The sequence below is a fragment of the Solwaraspora sp. WMMD937 genome (genome assembly GCF_029581175.1).
In the GTDB taxonomy this organism is placed as follows: domain Bacteria; phylum Actinomycetota; class Actinomycetes; order Mycobacteriales; family Micromonosporaceae; genus Micromonospora_E.
The window spans coordinates 219,411-244,358 of the sequence record NZ_CP120738.1; the positions used below are offsets into that span (position 1 = coordinate 219,411).

Sequence of the window (24,948 nt, forward strand, 5' to 3'; positions counted from 1 at the left end):
ACCGAAGCAGGTCCGCTAGGTTCCACAGGCATGAGCCACGATGGTCAGGTGGGCAGGGTTCGGCAGCTGTCGCGCTATCCGGTCAAGTCGATGCTGGGCGAGGATCTGGACCAGGCGTACGTGGACGAGGCTGGCATCGCCGGCGACCGGGCCTTCGCCGTACTCGACTGTCTCACCGGCAAGGTCGCCAGTGCGAAGAACCCGCGCCTGTGGCGGGACATGCTGACGGTCCGGTCCACGCTGACGCCCCCCGGCTCCACCGGCGCCCCGGCGGTCCGGTTGACCATGGCGGACGGTACGACCGAGACCGCGACGGTGACCGGCCACCGCGATCCGGCGCTGTCCAAGCTGCTGGGCCGGGATGTGCGCCTGATCGACCGGGCCGCACCGGGCGCGTGCATCGAGCGGATGGACCCGACCCAGGTGCGCACCGAGGACGATCTGCGCCGCGCGGAGACCGGCAGCTCTGGTCTGGCTGCCGGCTCTCCACCGGGCACGTTCTTCGACTTCGCACCCCTGCACCTGATAACGACCGCGACGCTGGCCGGCCTCGCGACCCACTCGGGTCGGCCCGTTCACGGCCAGCGCTTCCGACCCAACATCGTCGTCGAGGTGCCCGACGCGAACGCCGGCTTCGTCGAGAACCTCTGGCCGGGCCGTCGGCTGCGGATCGGCCCCGACGTGGTCGCGGAGGTCGTCATCCCGACCCCGCGGTGCGTGGTTCCGGCGCTGCGGCACGGTGACGACGAGCCGGACATCGCGCTGCTGCAGGTGCTGAGCCGGCACAACCGGCTGCAGGCCGTCGGATCCCTGCCGTGCGCCGGGGTGTACGCGCGCCCGCTGGAGTTCGGCGTCATCCGCTCCGACGACCCGGTCGAATTCTGCTGACCTTACACGTACGGTGGTGGAGCTGAGGGGATTCGAACCCCTGACCCCCTCGATGCGAACGAGGTGCGCTACCGGACTGCGCCACAGCCCCAGAATCGGGTGATCCGCTGCCAGACCAGCAGTGGACCGGCGACAAGGCTAACAGGTCGGGCACCCGACGCGCGAATCGATCCCGCCCGGGCGCGCGGGTCTACCCGGCACGCACCCCGGCTCCCACCACACCTCGACGCCGGTCAGGACCGGCCGTCGTAGCTGCGGCCGGCCTCGTAGGCGCGGCCCCGCAGGCCGCCCGTGCGGCGGTAGGAGACCGACCCGCCGACCCCACCGCTGGCCGCCGCCGGCAGGTCACGCGGCCGGTCCAGGCCCATCGCGGCGCGACGCATCACCTCCCGCTGGGCGGCGAGCCGGCGCTGCTGCTCCCGGCGGGCAGCGGCCCGTCGGGCCTGCTCACGGCGCACCTCGGCCTGCCGGGCGGCCAGCCAGGCCGCTTCCCGGGCGCGGTGCCGGCGGCGACGGCGGTCGGCGATCGCCCGGTTGCGCAGATGCACGAGGTACACGGCGAGCAGCACCGCAGTGACCGCGAAGCTGATCCAGAAGCCGGGGCCGACCACCAGTACCCCGATCAGCTCGACCAGGTTGAGCAGCAGCAGAGCGGCGAAGACCCGCCGACGGCGAACCACCGCCGGGGTGTGCCGACGGACTGGGGCACGGCGCGGTCGGACGCCGGCAGTCGGGACGAGCCGCAGCCGGCCACCCCGTCGACCGGCACCTGGTCGACCGCCGGCCGGCAGCGGAGCGGACGGAACGTTGAACGACCCGGCGTCGGGCGCCGTACCACCTTCCGGACCGGCAGCGCGGCGCACGGTGAGCCGGCGGGGCGGGTTGACCGGCCGCTTCCCGGGCACGGTGCGGCGACGGCGGCGGCGTTGCAGCACCCGCGCCGTCGACTGCGCCCGCTCCGCCACCAGGCGCTCGGTAGCGTCGTACCGGCGGACCAACGCCGGTGCGAGGGCGAGCAGCCCGGCGGCGGCGAGGACGGCGAGGAGCACCGAGGTCGGCACCCTCACCCCTCCCGTCACCCCGAGGCAACCCGCCACCCATGCACGGACATGAAAGGCTTGATAGGTTGCCGTACCTTCTCGTTACTTGAGGTTACGGGCGTCCGACCAGTAATTTTGTACGCCGCGCCGACCATGGCCGGCGGTTGTGTTCAGTGGGCGCTGGCCTGCAGCCGTCGCCAGCGGGCCAGCAGTCCCCCTTCGACCAGCACATCCTCGCTGGTCAGGGCATATCCGATGTGGTCACGCCAGGCACCGTCGATGTGCATGTAACGATGATGATATGACTCCTCACGGAAACCCAGCTTCTCGACTACACGCCGTGACGGAGTGTTCTCCGGTCGGACGTTGACCTCGATCCGGTGCAGTCCGCCGGCGGCGAAGGCGTGGTCCACTGCCAGGGCCAACGCGGTCGGGATCACCCCCCGTCCGGCGACCGACACGTCCACCCAGTAGCCGGCGTAGCCGGAGCAGAACGCCCGGCGCACGATGTTGCCGATGTTCAGGTGGCCCACCAGCCGTTCGGCACCCGTCTCGACCAGACATACCGCGAACGGCATACTCTCACCGCGTCGCGACTGTCGACGCTGGTCACGGTAAAGGTAGCGGAACGCGTCCGGCGAGTTCAGCTCATGCCACGGCCCGGGCGGCGCCGGCTCCCACGGGGCCAGCCAGGGCTGGTTACGCCGCCGGACCGCCGACCAGTCGGCGGCGTCACTGCGACGGTACGGGCGCAGCAGCACCGGACCGTCGGTGAGCACCACCGGCCAGCCCGGAGCCTCGTCCCCGATCACCGCTGCCGGTCCAGCAGCAACACGTCGACGGTGGACCCGGCGGCGGCAGTGGTCACCCGCTCACCGAGCACCAGCAGGCCGTTCGCCTCGGCCAGCCCGGACAGGGTGAACGGCCCGCCGGGCAACGGCTGCACGGTGTAGCCGCCGCCGCGCCGCTCCGCGACGTTGGCCGGACGGAACTCCCGCAGGCCGACCGGCGACGACACGGTCTCCAGCAGATGGGCACGCACACTCGGCCGGAACACCGGCTCGGCACCGGCCAGCAACTGGATCACCGGCCGGGCCAGCACCTCGAACCCGACCAGTGCGGAGCCGGGCTCTCCGGGCAGGCAGACCACGGGCACCTCCTCGGCTCCGACCGTACCGAATCCGAGGGCTGTTCCGGGATAGAGCGCGACCTCGGTGAAGGTGACCGGCCCAGCGCGGCCTCCTTCCCGTCGGCTGAAGATCCGCCGGACCATGTCGCCGGGCCCGGTGCCGGTGCCGCCGGTGGTGATGATCAGATCGGCCCGCATCGCCTGATCCTCGAGCAGCCCCCGCAGCCCCTCCGGATCGTCGTCGCAGATACCCACCCGGTACGCCAGCGCGCCCACCTCGGCGACGGCGGCGGTGAGCGCGTGCGAGTTCGCGTCCACCACCTGCCCCGGCTGACTGCTGCGGCCCACGTCGACCAACTCGTCACCGGTTGCCACGATCACCACCCGCGGGCTGGGCCGGACCACCACGTGCCCGATCCCGGTGGCGGCGAAGACCGCCACCATCGCCGGCGTCACGTAGGAGCCGGCGCGGGCCAGGACCGCCCCGGCCGGCAGTTCGTCGCCGGCCCGCCGCAACCCTGACCCGCGCCGGGGCACCTGGAAGATCTCCACCGCGGCCATGCCCTGATCGGTCCAGTCGATCGGCACCACCACGTCGGCGGCGATCGGCAACGGCGCCCCGGCCGCCACCGAGAAGCAGGTGCCCGGGGTCAGCCGGACCGGCCGCCAGCTCGCCGCGCCAAGGTCGCCCACCACGTTGAGGCGCACCGAGCGGGGTACGCCCGGGGTCGCCGACCGGCTGGCCGGGATCACCCTGCTCCCCCGGCCGGCCGAGGCGATGTCCTCCCAGCGTGCCGCGTAGCCGTCGATGACGGCCTGGTCGAACGCGGGAAAGGCGTGCGGCGCCACGACATCCTCAGCGAGGAGGTTGCCGTGCGCCTGGGTCAGGTCGAGGTCGAGCGGCGGCAGCGGCCGAATCCTGCGCAGCACACTGCCCAGGTATTCGGCGAGCGGCGTCAGCTCGTTGAAGGCCGCCTCGGCACCGGCCGTCGCGGTCATGTAGAGGGCACCCCTGGCGCGTCGGCCACGAACTCCTTCAGCCACGCCCGGAACTCGTCACCAAGCCCTTCCCGCTGACAGGCGATCTGCACCACGGCCTGCAGGTAGCCCAGCGGCGCCCCGGTGTCGTAGCGGGTGCCCCGGTAGACGATGCCGTGCACCGGTGTCCCCTCGGCCAGCAGCATCGCCATCGCGTCGGTCAGCTGGATCTCACCGCCGCTGCCCGGCTTGGTCCGCTTGATCGCCTCGAAGATGCTCGGTGGCAGCACGTAGCGGCCCAGCACCGCGAGGTTGCTCGGAGCGTCCTCGGCCGACGGCTTCTCCACCAGTCCGGTCACCCGGACGATGTCGGCGCCGTTCTGCACCGACTCGGCGGCCGGTTCGACCGACGCGATGCCGTACCGCTTGGTTTCGGCCGGCGGCACCTCCATGAAGGCCAGCACGATCCCGCCGGCTCGGGCCTGCAGGTCGATCATGGCCGGCAGCAGCGGGTCGTTCTCGTCGACGAACTCGTCGCCGAGCAGCACCGCGAACGGTTCGTTGCCGACGTGGCTCTGCGCGCAGCCCACCGCATGGCCCAGCCCGAGCGGCTCGTGCTGACGGCAGGTATAGATCTCGGCCAGCTCGCTCGGCCGCCGGATCGCGGCCAGCCGCTCCTGGTCGCCCTTGTCGGCGAGCCGGCCTTCCAGGTAGGGCTGCCGGTCGAAGTGGTCGACCATGGAGGTCTTGCCACGGCCGGTGATCAACAGTACGTCGTTGATCCCGGCGGCGGTGGCCTCCTCGACGATGTACTGCAGGACCGGCCGGTCGACCAGCGGGAGGAGTTCCTTCGGCACGGCCTTGGTGGCCGGCAGGAACCGGGTGGCGAGCCCGGCGGCAGGGATGACCGCCTTCACCGCCCGCTGATCCGCGTTTGCGGTGGGGGTCGTTGCTGGGGTGGCTGCATGCTCCGACATGCCGCGAGACTATCGGCCACGGGTCTGTCTCGGCGGGTGTGGCCCGAAAGACGCGCCGCCACCGCGCGACGGTCCGCCCTCCGGGGTGGCCGCGCCGCCGCCTGCCGGTACCCGGGTCGACCGGGCCGGCGCCCGGTCAGCGACATGAAAAGTGTCCCGGCCAGCTGCTTTCGCGGCGTACAGCGCGTCGTCGGCGGCGTCGAGGACCTCCTCGCCGTCGCCGGCGTGGTCCGGGTAGACGGCAATGCCGATCGATACCGTTACCGACACGGTGGCGTGTGCGCGCCGGCCGGCCCCGGCGTACGGCTCGACCCGGATCGGGCGGTCGCGGATCGCGGCGCAGAGCCGCTCCGCGACGGTGGCCGCGCCACGGACGTCGGTCTCCGGCAGCAGCACCACGAACTCCTCGCCGCCCTGTCGGAAGGCCAGGTCCACCTCACGGATCTCGGCGCGGATCCGGCGGGCGAACTCGACCAGGACGCTGTCCCCGGCCGCGTGCCCGTACGTGTCGTTGATGTCCTTGAACCGGTCCAGGTCGAGCACGAGTACGGCGAGCATCCGACCGAACCGGTTGGCCCGTTCGATCTCCCGGTGGATCGACTCCCGCAGGTGCCGGTAGTTCCACAGCCCGGTCAGCGGGTCGGTCACCGACAGCCGCTCGGCCTCCTTGTGCATCCGTACGTTGTTGACCGCCACCGCCGCATGCCCGGCGAAGGTTCGCAGCGTCATCAGATCGGCGTCGTCGAACTCGTCGCCGCCGAGCCGGTCGTAGACGGCCAGCACCCCGAACGCGGCGGGCGCGCCCGGACCGTGCCGGCCGGGGGCACGCTGCCCCCCCGCCCCGGGCGCCCCCACGCCGAGCTCATCGGTCCAGTTCGGCACCGAGAAGGGCACCGCGACATAGGTCCGGCAGGCCGGCTCGTACGCCGACAGGGCCGGACCGTCGCGTTCGATCCGTCCCCGTTTCGGCTGACCACTGACGGCCACCGTGCCGAGCAGCCCACTGCCGAGCGGCACGTGCAGCGTCCCGTCCGGCCCCGCCTGGCTGGCGGCTGTGTCCGGTCCCGCCGGCTGATCGACCGCCGGGCCGGTGCCGGACGACGTGGTGGCCGGGCCGGTGTCGGCCGGGGTCGACCGGTTGGACGACTGGCCGACCAGTACCCCGGCCGCCGGGTCGAGCACCAGGACGGCACCGTCCCGCGCCCCGGTCGCGGCCAGCGCGGTCTGCAGAATCACCCGCAGGATGCGCTGCAGATCGTGGGTGCTCGACAGGGTGTCGCCCAGGATCGTCAGCTGGCCGCGCAGCTGGTCCCGGCTTGCGGTCAGGGCCTGCACGTACGCCTGCGCCTCGCGGGTCATCCGGTTGAAGATGGTGGCGAGCTCGCTCACCTCGTCCGAGCCGCGTACCGGGACCCGGGCGGCCAGGTCACCGTCGACCACCCGGCTCGCGGCGTCGGCGAGCTCGGCCAGTGGCTGCGTGGTGGACCGGGCCAGCCACCAGGCGGCGACCACCGCGAGCAGTCCTGCCAGGACGACCGTCGCCACCAGCACCGCGTACAGACCGGACAGCTGGTCCCGGGGGGTGGACAGCACCATCGGCAACAGTTGGCCGTCGTCCGGGCCGAGCCGGCGCACCTGCCGGCCGCCGTCGGTCCAGCTGGTCCCGCCGTCGGCGAGCCGGCCGGCGGTGGCCACCACGTTGCCCCGCACCTCGGACGGCTCGGTGCTGTGCACCACCGTGGCCCGGTCGGTGTCGGCGAGCAGGGTGATGCCCACGCCGGTCGACGCGGCGAGCCGGGCGACGAGGTCGGCGTCCAGCAGCTTGACCGCTGACACCTGACCGACGAGGGCACCGCTCTCGTCCCGGACCTCGGCGAAGGCCGCGAGGGTCGGCATCGCCCCGCTGCCGCCGGTGCCGTCCGGCGCGGGTACCGTCGCCGACCCGGTGCCATCCGGCGACCCGGCGCCGGTGTCCGCCGATGGCGCCTGCCACGAGTGTCCACTACCGGTGCTACCACTTCCACCGTTGTCGTTCTGCCCACTCGCACAGTCGACCCAGGGCGCCGACGGCGGGTCGGCGGTGGCCACGATCGACGCACCGTCCGGGCCGGTCACCTGGACTGCGGAGGCGAGGCCGCGAGATACCGCCTGGTCTGCGGCAACGGCCAGCCGGGCCGGATCGGGCAGTAGCAGAGCCATCGCGCCCGCAGCGGCCTCCAGCTGGCTGCACAGCGCGTTGACCGAAGTGCCGACGCTGGCGGTGGCCAGGTCGAGGCGCTCGGTGGACCGGCTCTGCCCGACCGCCGCGACGGTCGCGCCGACGAAGAACGCCCCGAGCAGGACCGGCCCGAGCACGACCGTGAGGAAAGCGGTGGTCAACCGTCCGCGCAGGGTCACGCTTCCCCCAGAGGATTCTGCACCTGATGGTGCGATGCTGACACAAGCCAGATATTCCGCAGCGGTTGCCACCAGGAGTGTTGAGTGTCGGATTTTCCCGATGGAGCGAACGCCTGTCCATCGATCAAGGACAGACTCCGTGCTGACATTCTCGCCCAGCGGCGCAAGCTGACGTCCGGTCAGCTCACCCTGGCCGGTAGCCGGGTCAGGGCCACCGTACGTCAGCTGATCGATCTGGTCAGGCCGGCGCAGGTCGCCGGGTACCTACCGATCGGCAACGAACCTGGTGGATCGGGGCTCGCCGGCCTGCTCGCCGAGGCGGTCGGCGGACCAGACCGGGTGCTGCTGCCGGTCCTGCTGCCCGACCGGGACCTCGACTGGGCCCGGTTCGACGGGCCGGACCCGACCGGTACGTCGGGTCAGGCCGGCACCTCCGACCGGACCGGCACCTCCGACCGGACCGGCACCTCCGACCGGACCGGCACCGCTGGACTGCGTCAACCGGCCGGTCCCCGGCTGGGCCGCGCGGCGGTGGCCGACGTCGAGCTCGTCGTGGTGCCGGCCCTCGCCGTCGACCACCACGGCGTACGGCTGGGTCGTGGTGGCGGCTCCTACGACCGGGCGCTCGCCCGGGTGCCCGGTGGCGTACCGGTGGTCGCCCTGCTGCACGACGGCGAGCTGCTGCCGCAGGTCCCGGCCGAGCCGCACGACCGACCGGTGTCAGCGGTGATCACCCCGTCGGAGGTGCGCTGGTTCACTCCCGCACGGTGAGCTCTGCCGCTTCCCGCTGGACGTAGTGGGGTCCGATGGCGGATCATTGGCACTCGAATGGGTTGAGTGCCAGATCGGCCTAGCCAGTGTCGGAGGAGACCGTGCCTACGTACCAGTACGCCTGCACCGCGTGCGGACACCAGCTCGAGGCGGTGCAGTCGTTCACCGACGAGCCGCTGCGCGACTGCCCGTCGTGCACCGGGCGACTTCGCAAGGTGTTCAACTCGGTGGGCATCGTCTTCAAGGGCTCCGGCTTCTACCGGACCGACTCGCGCAGCGGCCAGGGCGGCGGCTCGACCAACGGTTCCTCTGCGCCTTCGTCGGACAAGCCCGCGGAGAAGAAGGACGCCGCGGCGTCCTCCAGCGGCAAGACCGACAGCGGCGGCAAGACCGACAGCGGTGGCAGCTCGTCGAACAGTTCCGGCGGCACCTCGACGTCCAGCGGCTCGACCAAGGCACCTGCCGCAGCGGGATCGACGAACAGCTGACCCGGACCGACGGCGGGCAGAGCGACTCGTCAGCTCCAGTGCGGTGGACGCTCGGCCAACAGCCAGGCGTCGTCCGAGCTGGTGGTCCGCTCGCCCCAGCCCAGGTCGGTGTCGTCGCTGGTCTGCTCGGGCAGCAGCGGCGCGTCGTCGTCGCTCAGGTCGACGAGACGATCGTCGTCACCACGGCCGTCCGGCACGGTGCGGCCGGTCACCGCTCATCCGTTGTTCGCACCCCACCAGGTTAGCGCCCCGGCCGGTGAGCCGCCGGAGCCCGGCACCGCGCTGGCCGAGCCGTCGGAGCGGGCCGGTGAATTGATAGCGTCGTCTGTCGTGACCACAGATGACGGCGCGGGCGACGACGCGTACTGGCGGCGCCCGGACCCGGACGCTCCCGGCGGTGTCTCCGGGCCGCCACGGGCGAGCGGTCCGGGGATCCCTGATGAGTCGACCGGACCGGACGGGTCGGCCGGTGCCGGGCCGGTCGGCTACAGCGGGCCACCGGTCGGCAGTCCGCCGCCGCCCAGCTGGCGTCCGCCGGTGGTGGTCAATCCGGCTCCGCCCGGCACGCTGCCGCCGCAGGACCTGGCGGCGCTCGACGGTGCGGAGCGCAACGCCCGTACGGTCACCTACGGCGTCGGCATGATCGCCGCTGCTGTCATGATCATCCTGACTTGTCTGCTCTGCTCCCGACTGGTGTTCTGACCGCCTGCTCCCGGCTGACGTTCCGACCGGCGGACCCGGCACAGACGCACCGCGCGGCAACCACCCGAACCCGCTGTGGCCACCGCCACGATGCCCATGGTTCTATCTTGTACCGCGCCCACCTGCGTGTTTCGATGGACAGATGCCGGCCGAGGAGGAGTTGCGCAGCCGGGGTCTGCGGGTCACCCGGCCACGGCTCGCCGTCCTCGACGTGCTCGCGCAAGGCGGGCATCTCGGCGTGGACGAAATTGCCCGCCAGGTGCGCAGCCGCATCGACTCGGTCTCCACCCAGGCGGTCTACGACGTGCTGAACGTCTTCGCCGAAGCCGGTCTGGCCCGGCGAATCGAGCCGGCCGGTGGCGCGGCCCGCTACGAGCGACGCACAGGGGACAACCACCATCACGTGGTCTGCCGCGAGTGCGGCGTGGTCGCCGACGTCGACTGCGCGGTCGGCGCCGCGCCATGCCTGGAGCCGACCGTCGATCACGGATTCGTGATCGACGAGGCGGAAGTCACCTTCTGGGGGTCGTGTCCCGACTGTCAGGCGAGGGCCGCCGGGTGACTGCCGAGGACGACCTCGGGCTGTTCGGGCCCGGATCGGTCACCTGGCGGGTGCACGACGAGCCGATTCTCGTCGTCGCCGGGCTACGCAGCCTGTACCTGCAGGCGCTGCACCCGAGGGCGATCGCCGGGGTGGTGCAGAACTCGAGTTACCGAAGCGACCCGTTCGGCCGGCTGACGCGCACGTCCACCTACGTTGCGACCACGGTCTGGGGCACCACCGCCGAGGCGGACGCCGCCGCCGCCCGGATCCGCCGGCTGCACGCCCGCCTGCGGGCCACCGACCCGTCCACCGGCACCGAGTTCCGCGTCGACGAGCCCGACCTGCTGCGCTGGGTACACGTCGCCGAGGTCGAGTCGTTCCTGGACACCGCCACCCGCGCCGGCCTGCGGCTGACCCCGGCCGAGGTGGACCGCTACTACGCCGAGCAGCGGCGCAGCGCGGCACTGGTCGGGCTCGACCCGGACAGCGTCCCCGGCAGCGCGGCCGATGTCGACGCGTACTACCGGGCGGTCCGACCGGACCTGCGGATGACCCGCGAGGCGGCCGACACCGCGCTGTTCCTCACCGCCCCGCCGGTACCCGGTCAGCTCAGTCTGCCGTGGCGGCTCGGGTTGGGTTTCGGCCCGCCCCGGCTGGCGTACCTGGGTGTAGCGGCCACCGCGATCGGCCTGCTGCCGGCCTGGGCCCGGCGCATGTACGGCGGCCTTGGCCTGCCGACCACCGACCGCTGCGCGGCGGTCGCCGCCCGGGGCCTGCGGTTGGCGTTGCGGGCGGTGCCGCGCAACCTGGTGGAGGGACCGATTCGCGCCGCCGCGCGCGACCGGGCAGAACGGGCCACCGCCCCGGTCACTCCTGCGGCGTACGCGGCTGCGGTGGTGCCGTGAGCAGCCGCTCGACGGCGGCCCACTGCTGCTGCTCCGGGTAGCCGTCGCCGGCCGGGCACACCCGCCGGTAGTCGCACCAGCCGCAGAGCGTGCCCGGCGACGCCGGAAACGCCTCGTCCGGGTCTGCGCCGTCGGCGACGGCCCGCTCCGCACCGGTGATGTCCCGGGCCGTCGCCTCCGCCCGGGTGACCTGCCGGTCCAGCGACTCGCTGCTGTGTTCGAAGGAGCTCACCGTACCGGTCGGCAGATGGTGCAGCTCCACCTGCCGGCAGGGCCGGCGGAAGACCCGCTGCGCGGCGTACGCGTAGAGCGCGAGCGCCTGCGAGCCACGCGCGTCGTCGGACGTCAGCCCCGCCCGGCCGGTCTTGTAGTCGACGATCACCGCCTCCGGACCGTCCGGGCCGGTCCGGGCGTCGATCCGGTCGGCCCGACCGTTGAAGGCCAGCACCGACGTCTTCGCCGCCACCACCCGTTCGACACCGAGCGGCTCGACGGTCGGGTCGAGCTGGTCCAGGTACGCCTCCAGCCACTGCAGGGCCTGCCGGTACGCGGCGCGTTCCTGCTCCTCGTCGCGGTACCCGTCACGCACCCAGGTGCCCTTGAGCAGGGCTGCCGCCGCCTCTGGGCGGCGCTGCTCCACCGGGCGGGCGAACCAGGCCCGCAGCGCGGTGTGCACGCTGGCGCCGAGTGAGTTGTGCGCCCACGGCGGGCCCTTGGGCGGCGCCGGCCGGTCGACGTAGCTGTAGCGGTAGCGACGGGGACAGTCCGCGAACGCGGCCAGCTTGCTCGGCGTACAGACGAAGAGCCGCTCGGGCATACCGTCGAAACCGAGCTGCTCGGCCTGGGCTGGACGGGCACCCTTGGCCGGACGGGCGGCGCCGGAGGGCCGCCGGCCCGACGGGGAGGAAGGTCGGGACACGTCCCCGATCCTGCCACGGGACCGCCGACGGTCAGCCGGCGGCCACATAGGAGCGGACAAAGGCGGCGACGGCGTCGGCGATCAGCTGGACGGCGATCGCGGCGAGCAGCAGGCCGGCGATCCGGGTCAGCACCTCGATGCCGCCCGGCCGGAGCACCTTGACGATGCCGCCGGAGAACCGCAACGTCAGCCAGACCACCACCATCACCGCGACGATGCCGAGCGCGATCGCCAGATGGTCGGCGACGGTCTCGGCACGCTGCACGAACAGCATGGTCGCCACGATCGCACCCGGACCAGCCAGCAGCGGGGTGCCCAGCGGGACCAACGCGATGTTGGACGTCGCCTGCTGGCCCGGGTCGTCGGCCTTGCCGGTGAGCAGTTCCAGCGCCACCAGGATGAGCAACAGTCCGCCCGCGGCCTGCAGCGCCGGCAACTCGATGTGCAGGTAGGCGAGCAGCGTCTGCCCGGCGACCGCGAAGACCACGATCACGCCGAGGGCCAGCGCCACCGCTTGCCAGGCGGCCCGACGGCGTTCCCGGACCGGCAACGCTCCGGTGAGTGCGAGGAAGATCGGCACCATGCCGGGCGGATCGGTGATCACCAGCAGGGTCACGAAGACCTCGCCGAACAGCTTGAAGTCCACCAGGTCAACCTAGTGACCGATGGATCGCCGGCCCGGACGGGTCCGGACCGGGGTCCTGGTCGGGGTCAGATCGGTGGTACGCCGTGTGCCGCCGCGACCAGCCGTTCGTACGCTGCCGGGGCGGTGGTGTACTCGCCCAGCCGGACCCTCTTGTGGCTGCCGTGGTAGTCGGAGGAACCGGTTGCGACCAGCCCGAGCTCACCGGCGAGCCGGCGTACGTGTGCCCGCTGGTCCGGCCGGTGATCGGCGTGGTCGGCCTCCAGGCCGGTCAGCCCGGCCGCAGCCAGGTCGGCGATCATGCTGTCCGGCACGGTCCTCCCTCGCTTGGTCGCGGCCGGGTGGGCGAAGACCGTGACCCCGCCTGCCTCGTGGACCAGCCGGACGGCGGTGAAGACGTCGAGGTCGTCCTTGGGCAGCCGGTAACGCCGGCCGAGCCATTCCGGCCGGAACGCCTCGTCGGTGTCGGCGACCAGGCCGGCCCGGATCAGGGCCTGGGCGATGTGCGGCCGGCCGACGGAGCCGCCGGCGGCGTAGCCGAGCACCACGTCCCAGCTGATGTCGAAGCCGTCGGCGCGCAGCTGATCGACGATGCGCTCGCCGCGTACCGTCCGGGCTGCCCGGACCCGGTCCAGCTCGGCGGTCAACGGGCCGTAGGTCGGATCGAACAGGTAGCCGAGCAGGTGCAGCGGGATGGACGGCCCGGTCCCGTACCACCGGCAGGAGATCTCGGCGCCGCGGATCAGCGTGAGCCCGGGCGGGCGGGCCGCAGCCGCCGGTGCCCAGCCGGCGGTGGTGTCATGGTCGGTGAGTGCCAGCACCGTGAGACCTGCGGCGGCGGCCTGCCGGACCAGGTCCGCCGGGTCGACCGTGCCGTCGCTGGCGGTGGAATGGGTGTGCAGGTCGATCCGGCTGTCGACGGTCATCGACGGTCCGGGGCACCGGCGACCAGCACCGGTTCGGCGTCGACGGCGGTCGAGGCTGGTACGGCGATGTGCTCCACCGCACCACCCTGGCCGGCGCTGATCCGGTCCACGTTGATCTGGACCAACTGGTCGGTCCCGGCAGCGTGCACCACGCTGTCATGATCCACCCAGACGGTGCTGCCGGCGAGCCGCTGCCCGGCTTCCCGCACCGCGCCGATCTGGTCGTCGAAGACCTGGTTCAGGTCGACGAGCAGGGCCAGCTCGGGCTCGCTGGCCACCCGCGCGTCCGCGACCCCGTTGGCCACCAGCCACCTGCCGTCCGCGGAGACCGCTCCCCGGCCGTCGCCGGTCAACGGCACCGTGCAGGCGGTCTTCACCGCAGTGAGGTCTTGTTCGACGTCCAGCAGGGCCAGGCAGGGACCGCCGGACGCGTCGTGCACCTGGGCGACGACGGTCTGCCCGTCCGGCAACACGCCGTACACGACGCTGGCGGTCTCACTCCAGCTGGTCCGGGACTCAGCCTGGCCGGGCCGCCAGACGCCGTAACCGCGGCGCCGCTCGCCAACTCCGTCGCGTTCCAGCAGTACGGCGTCGCCGGCGAAGCCGACCGGCCGGCTCTGCTCCGGTGCTCGACCGCGTCTGGTGCCGGCCAGCTCGCCGTGCATCACCGAAGCCACCGCCAGCTCGGCGCCGTGCAGCCAGGCGATTCGGGTTCCGACCGGATCGACCGCGACCGCGTCGACACCGGTCAGCACCACTTGCGGGGTGGTGTCGGGCGCCACGAACCACACTCCGGCCGCACCGTCGGCCGATGTCTCGGTAACGACGAGCCAACCGTCCGTCAACCGGCTGGCCTGGGCGACGCCACCGACCGGGGCGAGGTCCATCCGTTGGCCGTCGACGGTGCGCAGTTCGCCGGCCAACACGAGGTCGACCGGGGGCGCCTGGGTGGCGGCCAGCGGTTGACTGCGCAGGTCCTCACTGAACGGCAGCGGGGCAGCCGGAGCTGCCGGGGTGCTCGCTGCGACGTCCCCGCTGGTCACCATCAGCGGTTCAGCAAGGGCCGGTGGTTCCGAGCTGTCAACGAGCAGCAGATGGCCACCAGCGACGCCGGCAGCGGCGAACAGGCAGAGACAGAACGCCGCAGCAGCTCCGTTGCGGGCCCGACGAGTCCGGCGGGCCCGGCGCATCGCACGGTCGGCGAGATCGGCGACCACAGGCGGGTCGACGGCCTGGTCGCTCAGACACTGCCGCAGCGCTCGCTCAAGGTCGTCGGTCGCCACGACAGATGGACGCCGCAGTGTCGGTGGAAGGTTGTCGCCTGGCGGCCCGGAGCAACCGTCGCTGCGCGGCCCGGAGCAACCGTCACTGGGCGGCCTGGAGAAGGAAGTCACCGGTTCGCTACACCACTACTCTGGTGGATCGCGCCGGTGCCGCCTGGGTCGGTGCCGGCAGCGGGCGTGCGGTGGTCGGCACCGCCACGGCGGGCCGGGCCGAGCGGGGTGCGGCGACCGGGGCGACTGTGGCCGGGACGAGGTGTGGTTCCTCGGCGGCGAGCCGCTTGCGCAGCGTGCCGAGCGCCCGGGAGGTCTGACTCTTCACCGTGCCCGGTGAGATGTTCAACAGGGCCGCGGTCTGGGCCTCGGAGAGGTCTTCGTAGTAGCGCAGCACCAGCACCGCACGTTGTCGGGCGGGCAACGCCTTGACATGGCGCCAGAGCACGTCTCGGTCCAGCTGCTGTTGGATGAGATCCGGGCCGGCCCGTTCCGGCAGCGTCTCCGTGGGACGTTCACCGTGCCAGCGCCGACGCCACCAGCTGGTCGCGGTGTTGACCAGCACCCGGCGGGCGTACGGCTCCACCGCCTCGATCTGGCCGAGCCGCTTCCAGGCCAGGTACGTCTTGGTCAGCGCGGTCTGCAGCAGATCCTCGGCGGTCGCCCAGTCACCGGCGAGCAGATAGGCGGTACGCAGCAGCGCCCCGGAGCGGGATGCGACGAACTCGCGGAATTCCTCCTCCACGGAGTTGCTGGGCGTCATCGGCTACCTCCCCCGTCACCGGACACGGTACGCCGAACGGGACACTGTCGGCGTCGGACCGACCGGTGGTGGGGCCGGGCGGAAGGACACAATCGCGACGCGGTCACGCTCCGTCTTCCGCTTTGGCGGCGGCTTCGTCCTTGCTCAACCGTGCCTCGACAGCTTGCGGCTCGTACATCTCCTCGACCACCCGGAGGTAGAGCTCGTTCGGGTTCGGCAGGTGCTTGACCTCGCGCAGCGCCTGCTCCTGGCCGGCCGATTCGAGGATGAACGTGCCGTAGTTGAGAAAGCGGCCAAGCGGTGACTGCTCGTACTTCATGTCGGTCACCCGCAGCAGCGGCATCATCGCCACGTTACGGGTGACGATGCCGTTGACCACCATCACCCGCTTGTTGGTGAGGATGAAGCGGTCGAACCACCAGTCCGCGATCTTCCAGCCGACCCAGCCGAGCACACCGAGCCAGAGCAGCACCGCCACCGTGGTCAGGCCGCCGACGTCCTGACCGGCGAGAAAGCCGGAGAGGTAGCCGAGGACGAAGGTCGCGACCACCCCGATCAGCAGTGGGGTGGACAGGTGGATCCAGTGCCGTTTCCACTCGCCCCGGTAGCGTTCGGTGGGGAAGAGATACCGCGCGACCAGCGAGGTGGGCTCGTCCTCGAGAGGCAGCACCCGGCGTGGCTGCACCGGCATGCCGGAGGCGTCGACCTGGAGGCCGGCGAGCTCGTCGGCGGAGATGTCCGGCGGCGAGTAGCTGATGATCGGCTCGTCGGGCACCTGGCGGGTGCCGCCGCCGGACCGGCCGCCGTAGCCGGCGCTGCTGGCGTACGCGGGGCCATCCGAGTACGCCGGACCGTCCCCGTAGGACGGCCCCGCACCGAAGTGGGGGCCGTCCTCCGGGCGGATCTGCGGAATCGGCTCGGTGTCGCGTTGACGGCGCCGGCGGGCGGCCTCGTCGTCAGCGTCGGGGGGCTCGGAGGGGTTGCCCATGGACGACTAGGCCACGAGGCTGGTGAAGAAGTCGCCGAACCCCTGCGCAATGTCGACGATGCCGCCGCCCACCGACTTGAACACGTCGGCCGCCGAGTCGGGCCGGAACGCGACGAAGAAAATCAGGAACGCGATTCCGCCCCAGGTGAGGACCTTCTTGACCATTGCGGGCCATCCCCCTCCGTGTGGCGCGCCGCGACGCTCGTCCCGGCGATACTAGAATATCAGCCCATCGTCCCGCGGTGGTGTAGTTGATCGTGGGAAAAGGTGTTCACGCTTTCCCGTGCAGGTACGGCGACGGCGCGCCGTACACGATCCCGGTCGGCACCTCCTCGGACAGGTCGTGCAGGACGATCTCCTCGGCCAGCAGGTAGCCGGCGTTCGCCGGCCAGGCCACTGCGTACAGCCACAGGCCGCGCGCCTCGCCGACGTAGGCACAGCGGTCCGGCTCGGCCGGGATCGACCACAAGGGAGTTGGATGTCCGCCAGCCCGCAACTTGGCGTGCGGACCGCCCCCGCCCGGACCGCCGCCGGGGGTCTGCTGGTCACCGAGCACCCCGGTCAGTAGCTGCCCGGGATCCGGGCCGGGCAGTCCGGCGAACCGGGTGCCCAGACCCACCCCGGGTTCCTCGGCCACCAGCACCAGATCGGCCGGCCCACCGGAGACCGGAGCGGGGCCACTGAACGCGGTGACCGTCGCCCGGACCGCCTCGCGGTCGTCGCCGACCCAGCCGACACCGGTCAACGTCCAGCCCGCCAGCAGCGGCCAGATCGCCCACAGTGGCACCGGCGCGGCCCGGCCCGGCCCGGCGGTGGCCAGCAGCCGGTGCGCCACACTCGCGACGATCTCAGCCCCGATGTGCTCGGCGACGTGCAGCGGGGGCACCGGCCCGCAACCGTCGCAGCGGGACTCGGTGTGCATCAGGTCGGGCGGCCGTACCGGGCCTCCGCAACGAGGACAGCTCACCATCACACCCACGCCACCCACGTTGCTCGCCGTGCCGCTCCCCCGTCAAGCGAACCGGCTTTTTCGGTCGTTCTTTCCCTCTGTCGCGGTCGGTACGCCCCACCTGGCCAGGACGTTCACCACTACCGGCCGTCCACGCCGCCTCAGCCCGGTCGCCGCGGCCACCGCCCGGTCGCCGCCGGCGTCTCGGCGGGGTCCGGCGGCGGCCCGGCGTGCGCCTGGATCCACGCGTGCATCGCGATGCCGCTCGCCACCCCGGCGTTGATCGACCGGGTGGAACCGTACTGGGCGATCGAGAACAGCAGCTCACAGCCGGCCCGGGCGTCGTCGGACAAACCGGGGCCCTCCTGTCCGAACAGCAGGATGCAGCGGCGCGGCAACCGTACCGTCTCGATCGGTCGGGAACCGGCCAGGTTGTCGATCCCGACGACCGGCAGTCGGCGCCCACCTGCCCAGGCCAGCAGGCCGGCGATGTCGGCGTGGTGGCGGACGTGCTGGTACCGGTCGGTGACCATGGCACCCCGGCGGTTCCACCGACGCCGCCCGACGATGTGCACCTCGGCGGCGAGAAAGGCGTTCGCGTTGCGGACCACCGTGCCGATGTTCAGGTCGTGCTGCCAGTTCTCGATCGCCACGTGAAACGTGTGCCGGCGCTGGTCGAGGTCCGCGACGATCGACTCGCGGCGCCAGTACCGGTAACGGTCGACGACGTTGCGGCGGTCCCCGGCGGCGAGCAGTTCGGGGTCGTATCGCGGGTCCGAGGGCCAGTCACCGGGCCACGGCCCGACGCCGATCTGCGCCACGCCGGTCCGGGCGTCGTCACTCACTCCGTCACCGACCGGCGGACCCGACCGCGCCGCGCTCTGCCACTGTTCCACACTCTGCAGAGCCTACGGACCGGTTGCCGGGGCCAGGATGCGGGACATCACTGCCCAGGGGCGCCGTCTGGCTGCCGGCCGCGGGTCCGCACGCTTGCTGGACGGCCTCGTCTCCGGGCCCGGACGCAATGAACGGCGGGGCCCTCCCCGGCACCCGCCGTCCACGCTCTGATGCCTAGAGATTCTGCCGGACCCACCCCGGCTCGGGAAGGGCAGGAGCGGAGACGGAAGTCACAGTTATCGTTTTGTTACATCACGATGCGTAGTTAGATCGAAGATCCAACCGACCCGCCAGCGGGGGCGTTTGCCCTAGTCACCCCACCACTTCTCGACGAAACCGCGCACCACCTGCGAAAACGACTGGAAACGCTCCCATCACTATGAGTGACCGCCAGCTGGCACGTTTCGCAAGGTATCGATCGGGAATGCCGTAGCAGGCAGAGCGGTTTCCCACGGTAGACCGGGGAATCACGGCCCCACATCTGGCGATCGGAGACATCGATGGCAACCGCTGAGCTAACCGCCGAGAACTTCGACGAGGTGACGTCCGGCGACGGCATCGTCCTGGTGGATTTCTGGGCGAGTTGGTGCGGACCCTGCGTACGGTTCGCTCCCGTCTACGAGCGCTCATCCGACAAGCACACCGACATCACCTTCGGCAAGGTGGACACCGAGGCACAGCAGGCGCTCGCCGCCAAGTTCGACATCCGGTCGATCCCGACGATCATGGCCATCCGCGACGGCGTCGTCGTCTTCGCGCAGCCCGGCGCGCTCCCGGAGTCCGCGTTGGAGTCGCTGATCGAGCAGGTCAGGGCGCTCGACATGGACGATGTTCGCAAGCAGCTGGCGTCGCACAACCACTGATCGTGCCCGGCCAGGGCGGGCTACCGGTCGCCGACCGCTGACCGGTAGCCCGCGACCGTGGCCGCCAGTACCTGGGCTCCCGGTCGCTGCCACACCAGCTCGTGGAACACCTCGACCTCGACCGGCCCGGTGTAGCCGGCCGCGTCCACCGCGGTGGCGAACCTGCCGAGGTCGATGCAGCCGGAGCCCGGCAGACCTCGCCCGAGCAGGACCCCCGCCGGCAGCGGAGTGATCCAGTCGGCGAGTTGGAAGCAGGCGATCCGACCGGCCCGACCGGCCCGCTCGATCTGCGCCCACACCTGGTCGTCCCACCACACGTGGTAGGTGTCGACCACCACGCCGACCGCCTGCGCCGGGTACGGCTCAGCGAGATCCAGTGCCTGGCCGAGCGTCGACACCACGCACCGGTCGGCGCAGAACATCGGATGCAACGGTTCGATCGCCAGGGTCACCCCGGCCTGCAACGCGTACGGAACCAGCCGGCCCACCGCGTCACCGACCCGGGCCCGGGCACCGTCCAGATCTCGGCCGTCCTGGCCACCCGAGACCAGCACCAGGACCGGAGCACCGAGTTCGGCGGCCTCGTCGATGGCGCGCCGGTTGTCGTCGTACCAGTCGTCGGCGCCGAAGAAGCCGCCCCGGCACAGCGAGGTGACCGGCAGACCGGCACTCCGGCACAGTTCGGCGGTGCGGCGCAGTCCGTACGCGGCGGTCTCCTCGCGCCACAGGCCGACCCCGCGAACCCCGGCGGCGACGCAGCCGGCGACCAGCTCCGGCATCGGCCAGCGTCGGGTGGTCGCCGCGTTGAGCGCGAACCGGTGCGGCGCCGGCCCGACACCGGCCGCCGGTACCTCGATCCCGGCGAACGGATCACTCACCGGTCAGCTCCGGCACCTCGATTCGCCGGCCCTCGCGCGCCGACCGCAGGCCGAGCTCGGCGAGCTGCACCCCGCGCGCGCCGGCCCACAGGTCCCAGCCGTACGGGGCGTCCTCGGCGACGTGCCGCAGGAAAAGCTCCCACTGCGCCTTGAACCCGTTGTCGAACTCCTCGTTGTCGGGCACCGTCTGCCATTGCGCACGGAACTCCTCGGTGACCGGCAGGTCCGGGTTCCACACTGGTTTCGGCGTGGTCGAGCGGTGCTGGACCCGGCAGTTGCGCAACCCGGCGACCGCGCTGCCCTCGGTGCCGTCCACCTGGAACTCCACCAGTTCGTCGCGGTACACCCGGACCGCCCAGGACGAGTTGATCTGGGCGATGATCCGGCCGCCGTCGGGCCCCGGCCGGTCGATCTCGAAGATGCCGTACGCGGCGTCGTCCGCCGTGGCGTCGTACGGTTCACCCGACTCGTCCCAGCGGCGGTCGACGTGGGTGGCCACCTGCGCGGTCACCGAGGTCACTCGGCCGAAGATCTGCTCCAGTACGTAATGCCAGTGCGGGAACATGTCCACGGTGATCCCGCCGCCGTCCGCCGCGCGGTAGTTCCACGACGGCCGCTGCGCGGACTGCCAGTCCCCCTCGAACACCCAGTACCCGAATTCACCGCGTACCGACAGGATACGGCCGAAAAAGCCGCCCTTGACCAGCCGATCGAGCTTACGCAGGCCGGGCAGGAAGAGCTTGTCCTGCACGACGCCGTGCTTGATCCCGGCCGCGTCGGCCAGCCGGGCCAGGTCGACCGCACCAGCCAGATCATCGGCGGTGGGCTTCTCGGTGTAGATGTGCTTGCCGGCTTCGATTGCCAGCCGCAACGACTTCTCCCGCTGCGCGGTGACCTGCGCGTCGAAGTAGATCTGCAGGTCAGGACGGGCCAGCGCGGCGGCGAGGTCGGTGGTCCACTCGGTGAGGCCGTGCCGGTCGGCGAGTTCGCGCAGCTTGTTCTCGTTCCGCCCGACCAGTACTGGTTCCGGCCACAGCCGGGTGCCGTCGGCCAGCGACAGTCCACCCTGGTCCCGGATGGCGAGCAGGGACCGGACCAGGTGCTGCCGGTATCCCATCCGACCGGTGACGCCGTTGAGGATGATCCCGATGGTGGTGCGGGCCATGCCTCGCCTCCTTCGAAGTGGTGGTGGCGAATCTGTCCTAGCGTGCTGTGCTGACGAGAGGTTGTGTCGACGGGAAGTTGTGCTGGCGGGAGCCTGGGTGTCTGGCGCAGGTCAGCGAGGTAGTGCATGCGGGCGAGGTAAGCGCTTTCCGGCGTACGCTACTGCCTCTCCGCAGCGTTCGGCAAGGGCTTTCCCAGCTCACCACGGGCTAGTCACGCTATCCTCACCGCAAGCATTCCGGACCGCGCGCAATGCCGCGAGCATCCGGCCTGGCCGGCTCCCACTCCGCTGCGGGAGCCCGGGAAAGGAGCGGGTCGTGGCCACACTGGCCGATGTCGCGAAACGCGCCGGCGTGTCCCCGGCCACCGCCTCGCGGATCATCAACGGCAGCAGCAAGCCGGTCACCGAGGCCCTGCGCGAACGGGTGCTGGCCGCAGTCGAGGAGCTGCAGTACGTCCCAAACGCCCACGCGCAGTCGCTGGCCCGGTCGCACCGCAGCGCAATCGGCGTCATCGTGCACGACGTGTCCGACCCCTACTTCGCGGAGATCACCCGCGGCCTGCAGCGGGTGGCGACCGAACACGGCCGGCTGGTGATCATCTGCAACAGCTACCGGGACCCGGACAAGGAGCTGCAGTACGTCGAGCTGCTCCGCGCCCACCAGGTGGCGGCGATCGTTCTCGCCGGATCCGGCTACCACGACGAGGCGTTCACCGCGACCCTCGCCGGCAAGCTGCGGGTGTACGAGCGCACCGGCGGACGGGTGGCGGTGATCGGTCGGCACGAGCATGCCGGCGACGCCGTGGTGCCGGACAACGAGATGGGCGGCTACCTGCTCGGCGCCGAGCTCTACTCCCTCGGGCACACCGACTTCGGGGTCGTCGCCGGGCCGAAGGTGCTGACCACCACCACCGACCGGCTCGCCGGACTGCGTCGGGCCGCCCGCGAACACGGCCAGAAGCTGCCGGCGCGGCGGGTGGCGTACGCCGACTTCGACCGGGCCAGTGGCGCCGCGACCGCGGCCAGCCTGCTGGACGCCGAGCCCGGATTGACCGCGATCGCGGCACTGAACGACTCGATGGCGATCGGCGTGCTGGCGTTGCTGCGCTCCCGCGGCATCGTCGTGCCCGACCAGTTCAGCGTGGTCGGCTTCGACGACATGCCGGTCGCCCGGGATGTGACGCCGGCGCTGACCACCGTACGGCTGCCGCTGGCCGAGATGGGCGCCCGGGCGATGACGCTGGCGCTGCAGTCGCCGGGCGGGGCACACCCACCGCTCATCGAGGAAGTCGGCGCCGAGCTCGTCCGCCGGGACAGCGCCGGGCCACCCCGGACGGGCGTGATCTAGCCGGCGCGCCGGCTTGCTCCGGCGTCGTACGTATGTTCGAATGATGGCCATGCGTTGGGACACCTTGTCGGCTCCCCCCGACCAGCAGGTCCCCTCCAAGGCAGCGCCGGCGGCCCCGCCCCTGCCGCTGGCGCTGCCCGAAGCCGTGCAGCGAACCTTCGACACGCCCGGCTTCGCCGGGATGACCTTCTACGAGATTCACGCCCGGTCGATTATCAACCGGGTACGCGGCTCCGGCCGCGTACCGTTCGAGTGGACGGTCAATCCGTACCGCGGCTGCGGCCACGCCTGCACGTACTGCTTCGCCCGCAACACCCACACCTACCTGGACCTCGACGCCGGTCACGACTTCGACACGAAGATCGTCGTGAAGGTCAACGCCGCGACGCTGCTCCGCCGGGAGCTGGCCGCGCCCAGCTGGTCGGGCGGGCCGATCGCGATGGGCACCAACGTCGACTGCTACCAACGTGCCGAGGGACGCTACCGGCTGATGCCCGGGATCATCGACGCCCTGAGTGCCGCCGCCAATCCGTTCTCCATCCTCACCAAGGGCATGTTGATCCTGCGCGATCTGCCGCTGCTGCGCCGGGCCGCCCAGGTCACCCGGGTCAGCCTGGCCATGTCGGTCGGATTCGTCGACGAGCCCCTGTGGCGGGCGGTCGAGCCCGGCGCACCGAGCCCGTCCCGACGACTCGACACGGTCCGCGCGTTGACCGACGCCGGCTTCGACGTCGGGGTGCTGATGGCGCCGATCCTGCCCGGGCTGACCGACGACGCGGAGTCGATCGAGGCCACCGTCGGTGCGATCGCCAGAGCCGGCGCGGTCAGCGTCACCCCACTGCCGCTGCATCTACGCCCCGGCGCCCGCGAGTGGTACGCAGCCTGGCTCGGCCGGACCCGCCCCGATCTGGTCCCGCGTTACCGGGCGCTGTTCCGCTCCGGGTCCTACCTGCCGCAGGCGTACCAGCGGGAGGTCGTGGGCCGGGTGCGGATGACCGCTCGCCGGCACGGCCTGTCCCCCACCGGGCCGGGTGCCGCCCGGCGGCTCGACGAGGCGGGCGGTGCCACCGGGAACTAGGCTCGACGGGTGAGGACTCCGCAACAGATTCTGGCCGACGCGCAGACCATCGCCGTCGTCGGCGCGTCACGCGACCCGGCGAAGTCGGCGCACAGCGTGCCGGCGCAGCTCATCCGGTACGGCTGGCGGGTCATCCCGGTCAACCCGCACGTCGCCGAGATCTTCGGCCAGCCGACCTACCCGAGCCTCGCCGAGCTCGACGTGCCAGTCGATCTGGTCAACGTCTTCCGGCCGGTACCGGAGGCCGTCGAGGTGGTGCGTGCCGCGGTGCGGGTCGGCGCCCCCGCCGTGTGGCTGCAGAGCGGGATCGCCTCGCCGGTCGCCCGCGACATCGCCGCCGCAGCCGGCATCGACTACGTCGAGGACCGGTGTACGGCCGTCGAACGAGCCCTCGGTGGCCTCACCCGGGCCGCCTGACCCGATCAGCGGTACTCGGCCTCCCGGACGCTGTTGCCCCCGTCGACGACGAGCATCTGGCCGGTGATGTAGGAGGCGGCCGGCGAGCAGAAGAAGGCGATGGCGGCGGCCACCTCGTCCGGGGTGCCGGGACGGCCGATCGGCGTACCCATGCCCTGCTTGAGCTCGGTGACCGTCGACGCGGCCGTGTAGATCGTGCCCGGTGCGACCGCGTTGACGGTCACGCCGTCGGCCACCATCTCCATCGCCAGCGCCCGGGTGAGCCCGACCACGCCGGCCTTCGCGGCCGCGTACCCCGCCTCGGTGGGCAGTGCGTTGACCGGCCCGGCAGTGGCTGCCAGGTTGACGATCCGGCCCCAGCCACGCTCCGACATCCCGCCGATGAAGGCCCGGCTGCACAGGAACGCGGTGGTGAGGTTGCGGTCGATCTCCGCCCGCCACTCCTCGAAGGTGAGCTGGGCCACCGGCCGCAACACCTCCGGGCTGGCCCGACTGGCCAGTCCGGCGTTGTTGACCAGCACCTCCACGTCGCCCAACTGTTCGGACACCGCGTCCGCCAACGCGCCGACCTCGGCCTCGTCGGTCAGGTCCGCGACGAACCCGGTCGCGCCGAGCTCCGCCGCCCGCTCGTGGATCCGCCGGGTGGTGGAGACGATCGCCACCCGGGCACCGAGCTCGCCGAGCCTTCTGGCCGTGGCGTAGCCGATCCCGTCCGAGCTGCCGGCACCGGTCACCAGTGCGACCCGGCCGTCCAGACGCAACGTGCCGAGCTCGGGTGCCGGCCCGGCCGCACGGTCCGGAGCCGTCCGGTCCGAATCGGTTGCATCCCGGTCCGGACCGGACGGGACGGCGGTTGGCCGCTGGTCCGGACCGGGGTGCAGGGTGGCTACCGGGGACGGGGGTGGGCCGGCGTCCTGTCCAGCGCTGCCGACCACGGCTCGTACGTCAGAAACCATGGGCTGATCCTGCCTGCTGGTGCCGTCGCGGGCAACGACGCTGCCCGTGAGCGGTTCGCCAGTAC

The 24,948-nt window shown here is 71.9% G+C and carries 28 protein-coding genes and 1 tRNA gene; 10 read left to right on the plus strand and 19 right to left on the minus strand.

The genetic code is table 11. The features are described from left to right. Window positions 1-48 precede the first annotated feature (48 nt). Complete coding sequence (locus O7621_RS00965) at window positions 49-888, plus strand: MOSC N-terminal beta barrel domain-containing protein (RefSeq protein ID WP_282232316.1); 840 nt, start codon at window positions 49-51, stop codon at window positions 886-888. A 14-nt stretch (window positions 889-902) separates the two neighbouring features. On the opposite strand, the gene O7621_RS00970 is transcribed toward O7621_RS00965, so the two are convergent. The 6 genes from O7621_RS00970 to O7621_RS00995 form a co-directional block, all read right to left on the minus strand. After that, window positions 903-979 (minus strand) — tRNA-Ala (locus O7621_RS00970). A 142-nt stretch (window positions 980-1,121) separates the two neighbouring features. Continuing rightward, window positions 1,122-1,955 (minus strand): hypothetical protein, encoded by an 834-nt coding sequence (locus tag O7621_RS00975; protein ID WP_282232317.1) that lies wholly within the window; start codon window positions 1,953-1,955, stop codon window positions 1,122-1,124. Window positions 1,956-2,098: 143 nt separating this feature from the next. Further along, the gene (locus O7621_RS00980; RefSeq protein WP_282232318.1) at window positions 2,099-2,740 is read right to left on the minus strand and encodes a GNAT family protein; all 642 of its coding nucleotides are present in this window, start codon (window positions 2,738-2,740) and stop codon (window positions 2,099-2,101) included. Continuing rightward, window positions 2,737-4,056: a gephyrin-like molybdotransferase Glp gene (glp, locus tag O7621_RS00985; RefSeq protein ID WP_282232319.1), complete on the minus strand. Its 1,320-nt coding sequence runs from the start codon at window positions 4,054-4,056 to the stop codon at window positions 2,737-2,739. Before glp ends, O7621_RS00980 begins: the two co-directional genes overlap by 4 nt. Then, complete coding sequence (locus O7621_RS00990) at window positions 4,053-5,012, minus strand: UTP--glucose-1-phosphate uridylyltransferase (protein ID WP_281553111.1); 960 nt, start codon at window positions 5,010-5,012, stop codon at window positions 4,053-4,055. The genes glp and O7621_RS00990 overlap by 4 nt, the downstream gene beginning before the upstream one ends. A gap of 9 nt (window positions 5,013-5,021) precedes the next feature. Continuing rightward, a complete protein-coding gene (locus O7621_RS00995; protein WP_282232320.1) occupies window positions 5,022-7,409 on the minus strand; it encodes a diguanylate cyclase in 2,388 nt (795 codons plus the stop codon). Window positions 7,410-7,493: 84 nt separating this feature from the next. Here O7621_RS00995 and O7621_RS01000 point away from each other — a divergent pair, with 84 nt between their 5' ends. Both O7621_RS01000 and O7621_RS01005 read left to right on the plus strand, forming a co-directional pair. Further along, complete coding sequence (locus tag O7621_RS01000; RefSeq protein ID WP_282232321.1) at window positions 7,494-8,180, plus strand: 5-formyltetrahydrofolate cyclo-ligase; 687 nt, start codon at window positions 7,494-7,496, stop codon at window positions 8,178-8,180. A 101-nt stretch (window positions 8,181-8,281) separates the two neighbouring features. After that, complete coding sequence (locus O7621_RS01005; RefSeq protein ID WP_282232322.1) at window positions 8,282-8,668, plus strand: FmdB family zinc ribbon protein; 387 nt, start codon at window positions 8,282-8,284, stop codon at window positions 8,666-8,668. A gap of 29 nt (window positions 8,669-8,697) precedes the next feature. On the opposite strand, the gene O7621_RS01010 is transcribed toward O7621_RS01005, so the two are convergent. Then, entirely contained in the window at window positions 8,698-8,880 is a 183-nt protein-coding gene (locus O7621_RS01010) for a hypothetical protein (RefSeq protein WP_282232323.1), read from the minus strand. A gap of 118 nt (window positions 8,881-8,998) precedes the next feature. On the opposite strand from O7621_RS01010, the gene O7621_RS01015 reads away from it, so the two are divergent. The 3 genes from O7621_RS01015 (at window position 8,999) to O7621_RS01025 (ending at window position 10,819) form a co-directional block, all read left to right on the plus strand. Further along, window positions 8,999-9,370, plus strand: a complete 372-nt coding sequence (locus O7621_RS01015) for a translation initiation factor 2 (protein WP_282232324.1) — start codon at window positions 8,999-9,001, stop codon at window positions 9,368-9,370. Between the two features lie 142 nt (window positions 9,371-9,512). After that, complete coding sequence (locus tag O7621_RS01020; protein WP_282232325.1) at window positions 9,513-9,932, plus strand: Fur family transcriptional regulator; 420 nt, start codon at window positions 9,513-9,515, stop codon at window positions 9,930-9,932. Then, on the plus strand, window positions 9,899-10,819 hold the full coding sequence (locus O7621_RS01025) for an oxygenase MpaB family protein (RefSeq protein ID WP_282232326.1): 921 nt from the start codon (window positions 9,899-9,901) through the stop codon (window positions 10,817-10,819). The genes O7621_RS01020 and O7621_RS01025 overlap by 34 nt, the downstream gene beginning before the upstream one ends. Here O7621_RS01025 and O7621_RS01030 read toward each other — a convergent pair. The 9 genes from O7621_RS01030 to O7621_RS01070 all read right to left on the minus strand — a co-directional run bounded on the left by O7621_RS01030 (window position 10,782) and on the right by O7621_RS01070 (window position 18,126). Continuing rightward, on the minus strand, window positions 10,782-11,636 hold the full coding sequence (locus O7621_RS01030; protein WP_282234806.1) for a PD-(D/E)XK nuclease family protein: 855 nt from the start codon (window positions 11,634-11,636) through the stop codon (window positions 10,782-10,784). The two genes, O7621_RS01025 and O7621_RS01030, sit on opposite strands and share 38 nt — an antisense overlap. 133 nt (window positions 11,637-11,769) lie before the next feature. Beyond that, a complete protein-coding gene (locus O7621_RS01035; RefSeq protein ID WP_282232327.1) occupies window positions 11,770-12,384 on the minus strand; it encodes a MarC family protein in 615 nt (204 codons plus the stop codon). Window positions 12,385-12,449: 65 nt separating this feature from the next. Beyond that, window positions 12,450-13,307 (minus strand): PHP domain-containing protein, encoded by an 858-nt coding sequence (locus O7621_RS01040; protein ID WP_282232328.1) that lies wholly within the window; start codon window positions 13,305-13,307, stop codon window positions 12,450-12,452. Further along, window positions 13,304-14,590: a hypothetical protein gene (locus O7621_RS01045; RefSeq protein WP_282232329.1), complete on the minus strand. Its 1,287-nt coding sequence runs from the start codon at window positions 14,588-14,590 to the stop codon at window positions 13,304-13,306. The genes O7621_RS01040 and O7621_RS01045 overlap by 4 nt, the downstream gene beginning before the upstream one ends. A gap of 118 nt (window positions 14,591-14,708) precedes the next feature. Further along, on the minus strand, window positions 14,709-15,344 hold the full coding sequence (locus O7621_RS01050) for a SigE family RNA polymerase sigma factor (protein WP_282232330.1): 636 nt from the start codon (window positions 15,342-15,344) through the stop codon (window positions 14,709-14,711). Between the two features lie 103 nt (window positions 15,345-15,447). Next, entirely contained in the window at window positions 15,448-16,332 is an 885-nt protein-coding gene (locus O7621_RS01055; protein ID WP_282232331.1) for a PH domain-containing protein, read from the minus strand. A gap of 6 nt (window positions 16,333-16,338) precedes the next feature. Beyond that, complete coding sequence (locus O7621_RS01060) at window positions 16,339-16,497, minus strand: hypothetical protein (protein ID WP_199757972.1); 159 nt, start codon at window positions 16,495-16,497, stop codon at window positions 16,339-16,341. Between the two features lie 106 nt (window positions 16,498-16,603). Then, on the minus strand, window positions 16,604-17,302 hold the full coding sequence (locus O7621_RS01065) for a DUF6758 family protein (protein ID WP_348775337.1): 699 nt from the start codon (window positions 17,300-17,302) through the stop codon (window positions 16,604-16,606). 140 nt (window positions 17,303-17,442) lie between these two features. After that, window positions 17,443-18,126, minus strand: coding sequence for an RNA methyltransferase (locus O7621_RS01070; protein WP_282232333.1), 684 nt, complete (start codon window positions 18,124-18,126; stop codon window positions 17,443-17,445). A gap of 552 nt (window positions 18,127-18,678) precedes the next feature. Between O7621_RS01070 and trxA the strand changes: the two genes are divergently transcribed. Continuing rightward, window positions 18,679-19,041 (plus strand): thioredoxin, encoded by a 363-nt coding sequence (gene trxA, locus O7621_RS01075; protein WP_278171577.1) that lies wholly within the window; start codon window positions 18,679-18,681, stop codon window positions 19,039-19,041. Window positions 19,042-19,061: 20 nt separating this feature from the next. On the opposite strand, the gene O7621_RS01080 is transcribed toward trxA, so the two are convergent. Next, window positions 19,062-19,820, minus strand: a complete 759-nt coding sequence (locus O7621_RS01080) for a sugar phosphate isomerase/epimerase family protein (RefSeq protein WP_282234807.1) — start codon at window positions 19,818-19,820, stop codon at window positions 19,062-19,064. Window positions 19,821-19,911: 91 nt separating this feature from the next. Continuing rightward, window positions 19,912-21,084, minus strand: a complete 1,173-nt coding sequence (locus O7621_RS01085; protein ID WP_282232334.1) for a Gfo/Idh/MocA family oxidoreductase — start codon at window positions 21,082-21,084, stop codon at window positions 19,912-19,914. 316 nt (window positions 21,085-21,400) lie between these two features. On the opposite strand from O7621_RS01085, the gene O7621_RS01090 reads away from it, so the two are divergent. The 3 genes from O7621_RS01090 to O7621_RS01100 are packed head-to-tail and all read left to right on the plus strand — an operon-like array spanning window position 21,401 to window position 23,927. After that, window positions 21,401-22,432, plus strand: a complete 1,032-nt coding sequence (locus O7621_RS01090; protein ID WP_282232335.1) for a LacI family DNA-binding transcriptional regulator — start codon at window positions 21,401-21,403, stop codon at window positions 22,430-22,432. Window positions 22,433-22,481: 49 nt separating this feature from the next. Next, complete coding sequence (locus O7621_RS01095; RefSeq protein WP_282234808.1) at window positions 22,482-23,510, plus strand: Rv2578c family radical SAM protein; 1,029 nt, start codon at window positions 22,482-22,484, stop codon at window positions 23,508-23,510. A 9-nt stretch (window positions 23,511-23,519) separates the two neighbouring features. Continuing rightward, entirely contained in the window at window positions 23,520-23,927 is a 408-nt protein-coding gene (locus O7621_RS01100; protein WP_282232336.1) for a CoA-binding protein, read from the plus strand. Between the two features lie 5 nt (window positions 23,928-23,932). Here the strand turns inward: O7621_RS01100 and O7621_RS01105 are convergent, their stop codons facing one another. Continuing rightward, entirely contained in the window at window positions 23,933-24,862 is a 930-nt protein-coding gene (locus O7621_RS01105) for an SDR family NAD(P)-dependent oxidoreductase (RefSeq protein ID WP_282234809.1), read from the minus strand. Between the last annotated feature and the right edge of the window lie 86 nt (window positions 24,863-24,948).

Bases quoted from the DNA above. Each gene is read 5' to 3' on its own strand.
- O7621_RS01040 (WP_282232328.1), bottom strand. From the start codon at position 13,307: ATGACCGTCGACAGCCGGATCGACCTGCACACCCATTCCACCGCCAGC.
- O7621_RS01060 (WP_199757972.1), bottom strand. From the start codon at position 16,497: ATGGTCAAGAAGGTCCTCACCTGGGGCGGAATCGCGTTCCTGATTTTC.
- O7621_RS01020 (WP_282232325.1), top strand. From the start codon at position 9,513: ATGCCGGCCGAGGAGGAGTTGCGCAGCCGGGGTCTGCGGGTCACCCGG.
- O7621_RS01065 (WP_348775337.1), bottom strand. From the start codon at position 17,302: ATGGTGAGCTGTCCTCGTTGCGGAGGCCCGGTACGGCCGCCCGACCTG.
- O7621_RS01030 (WP_282234806.1), bottom strand. From the start codon at position 11,636: ATGCCCGAGCGGCTCTTCGTCTGTACGCCGAGCAAGCTGGCCGCGTTC.
- O7621_RS01085 (WP_282232334.1), bottom strand. From the start codon at position 21,084: ATGGCCCGCACCACCATCGGGATCATCCTCAACGGCGTCACCGGTCGG.
- O7621_RS01095 (WP_282234808.1), top strand. From the start codon at position 22,482: ATGCGTTGGGACACCTTGTCGGCTCCCCCCGACCAGCAGGTCCCCTCC.
- O7621_RS01055 (WP_282232331.1), bottom strand. From the start codon at position 16,332: ATGGGCAACCCCTCCGAGCCCCCCGACGCTGACGACGAGGCCGCCCGC.
- trxA (WP_278171577.1), top strand. From the start codon at position 18,679: ATGGCAACCGCTGAGCTAACCGCCGAGAACTTCGACGAGGTGACGTCC.
- O7621_RS00990 (WP_281553111.1), bottom strand. From the start codon at position 5,012: ATGTCGGAGCATGCAGCCACCCCAGCAACGACCCCCACCGCAAACGCG.
- O7621_RS01080 (WP_282234807.1), bottom strand. From the start codon at position 19,820: ATGCCGGAGCTGGTCGCCGGCTGCGTCGCCGCCGGGGTTCGCGGGGTC.
- O7621_RS01050 (WP_282232330.1), bottom strand. From the start codon at position 15,344: ATGACGCCCAGCAACTCCGTGGAGGAGGAATTCCGCGAGTTCGTCGCA.
- glp (WP_282232319.1), bottom strand. From the start codon at position 4,056: ATGACCGCGACGGCCGGTGCCGAGGCGGCCTTCAACGAGCTGACGCCG.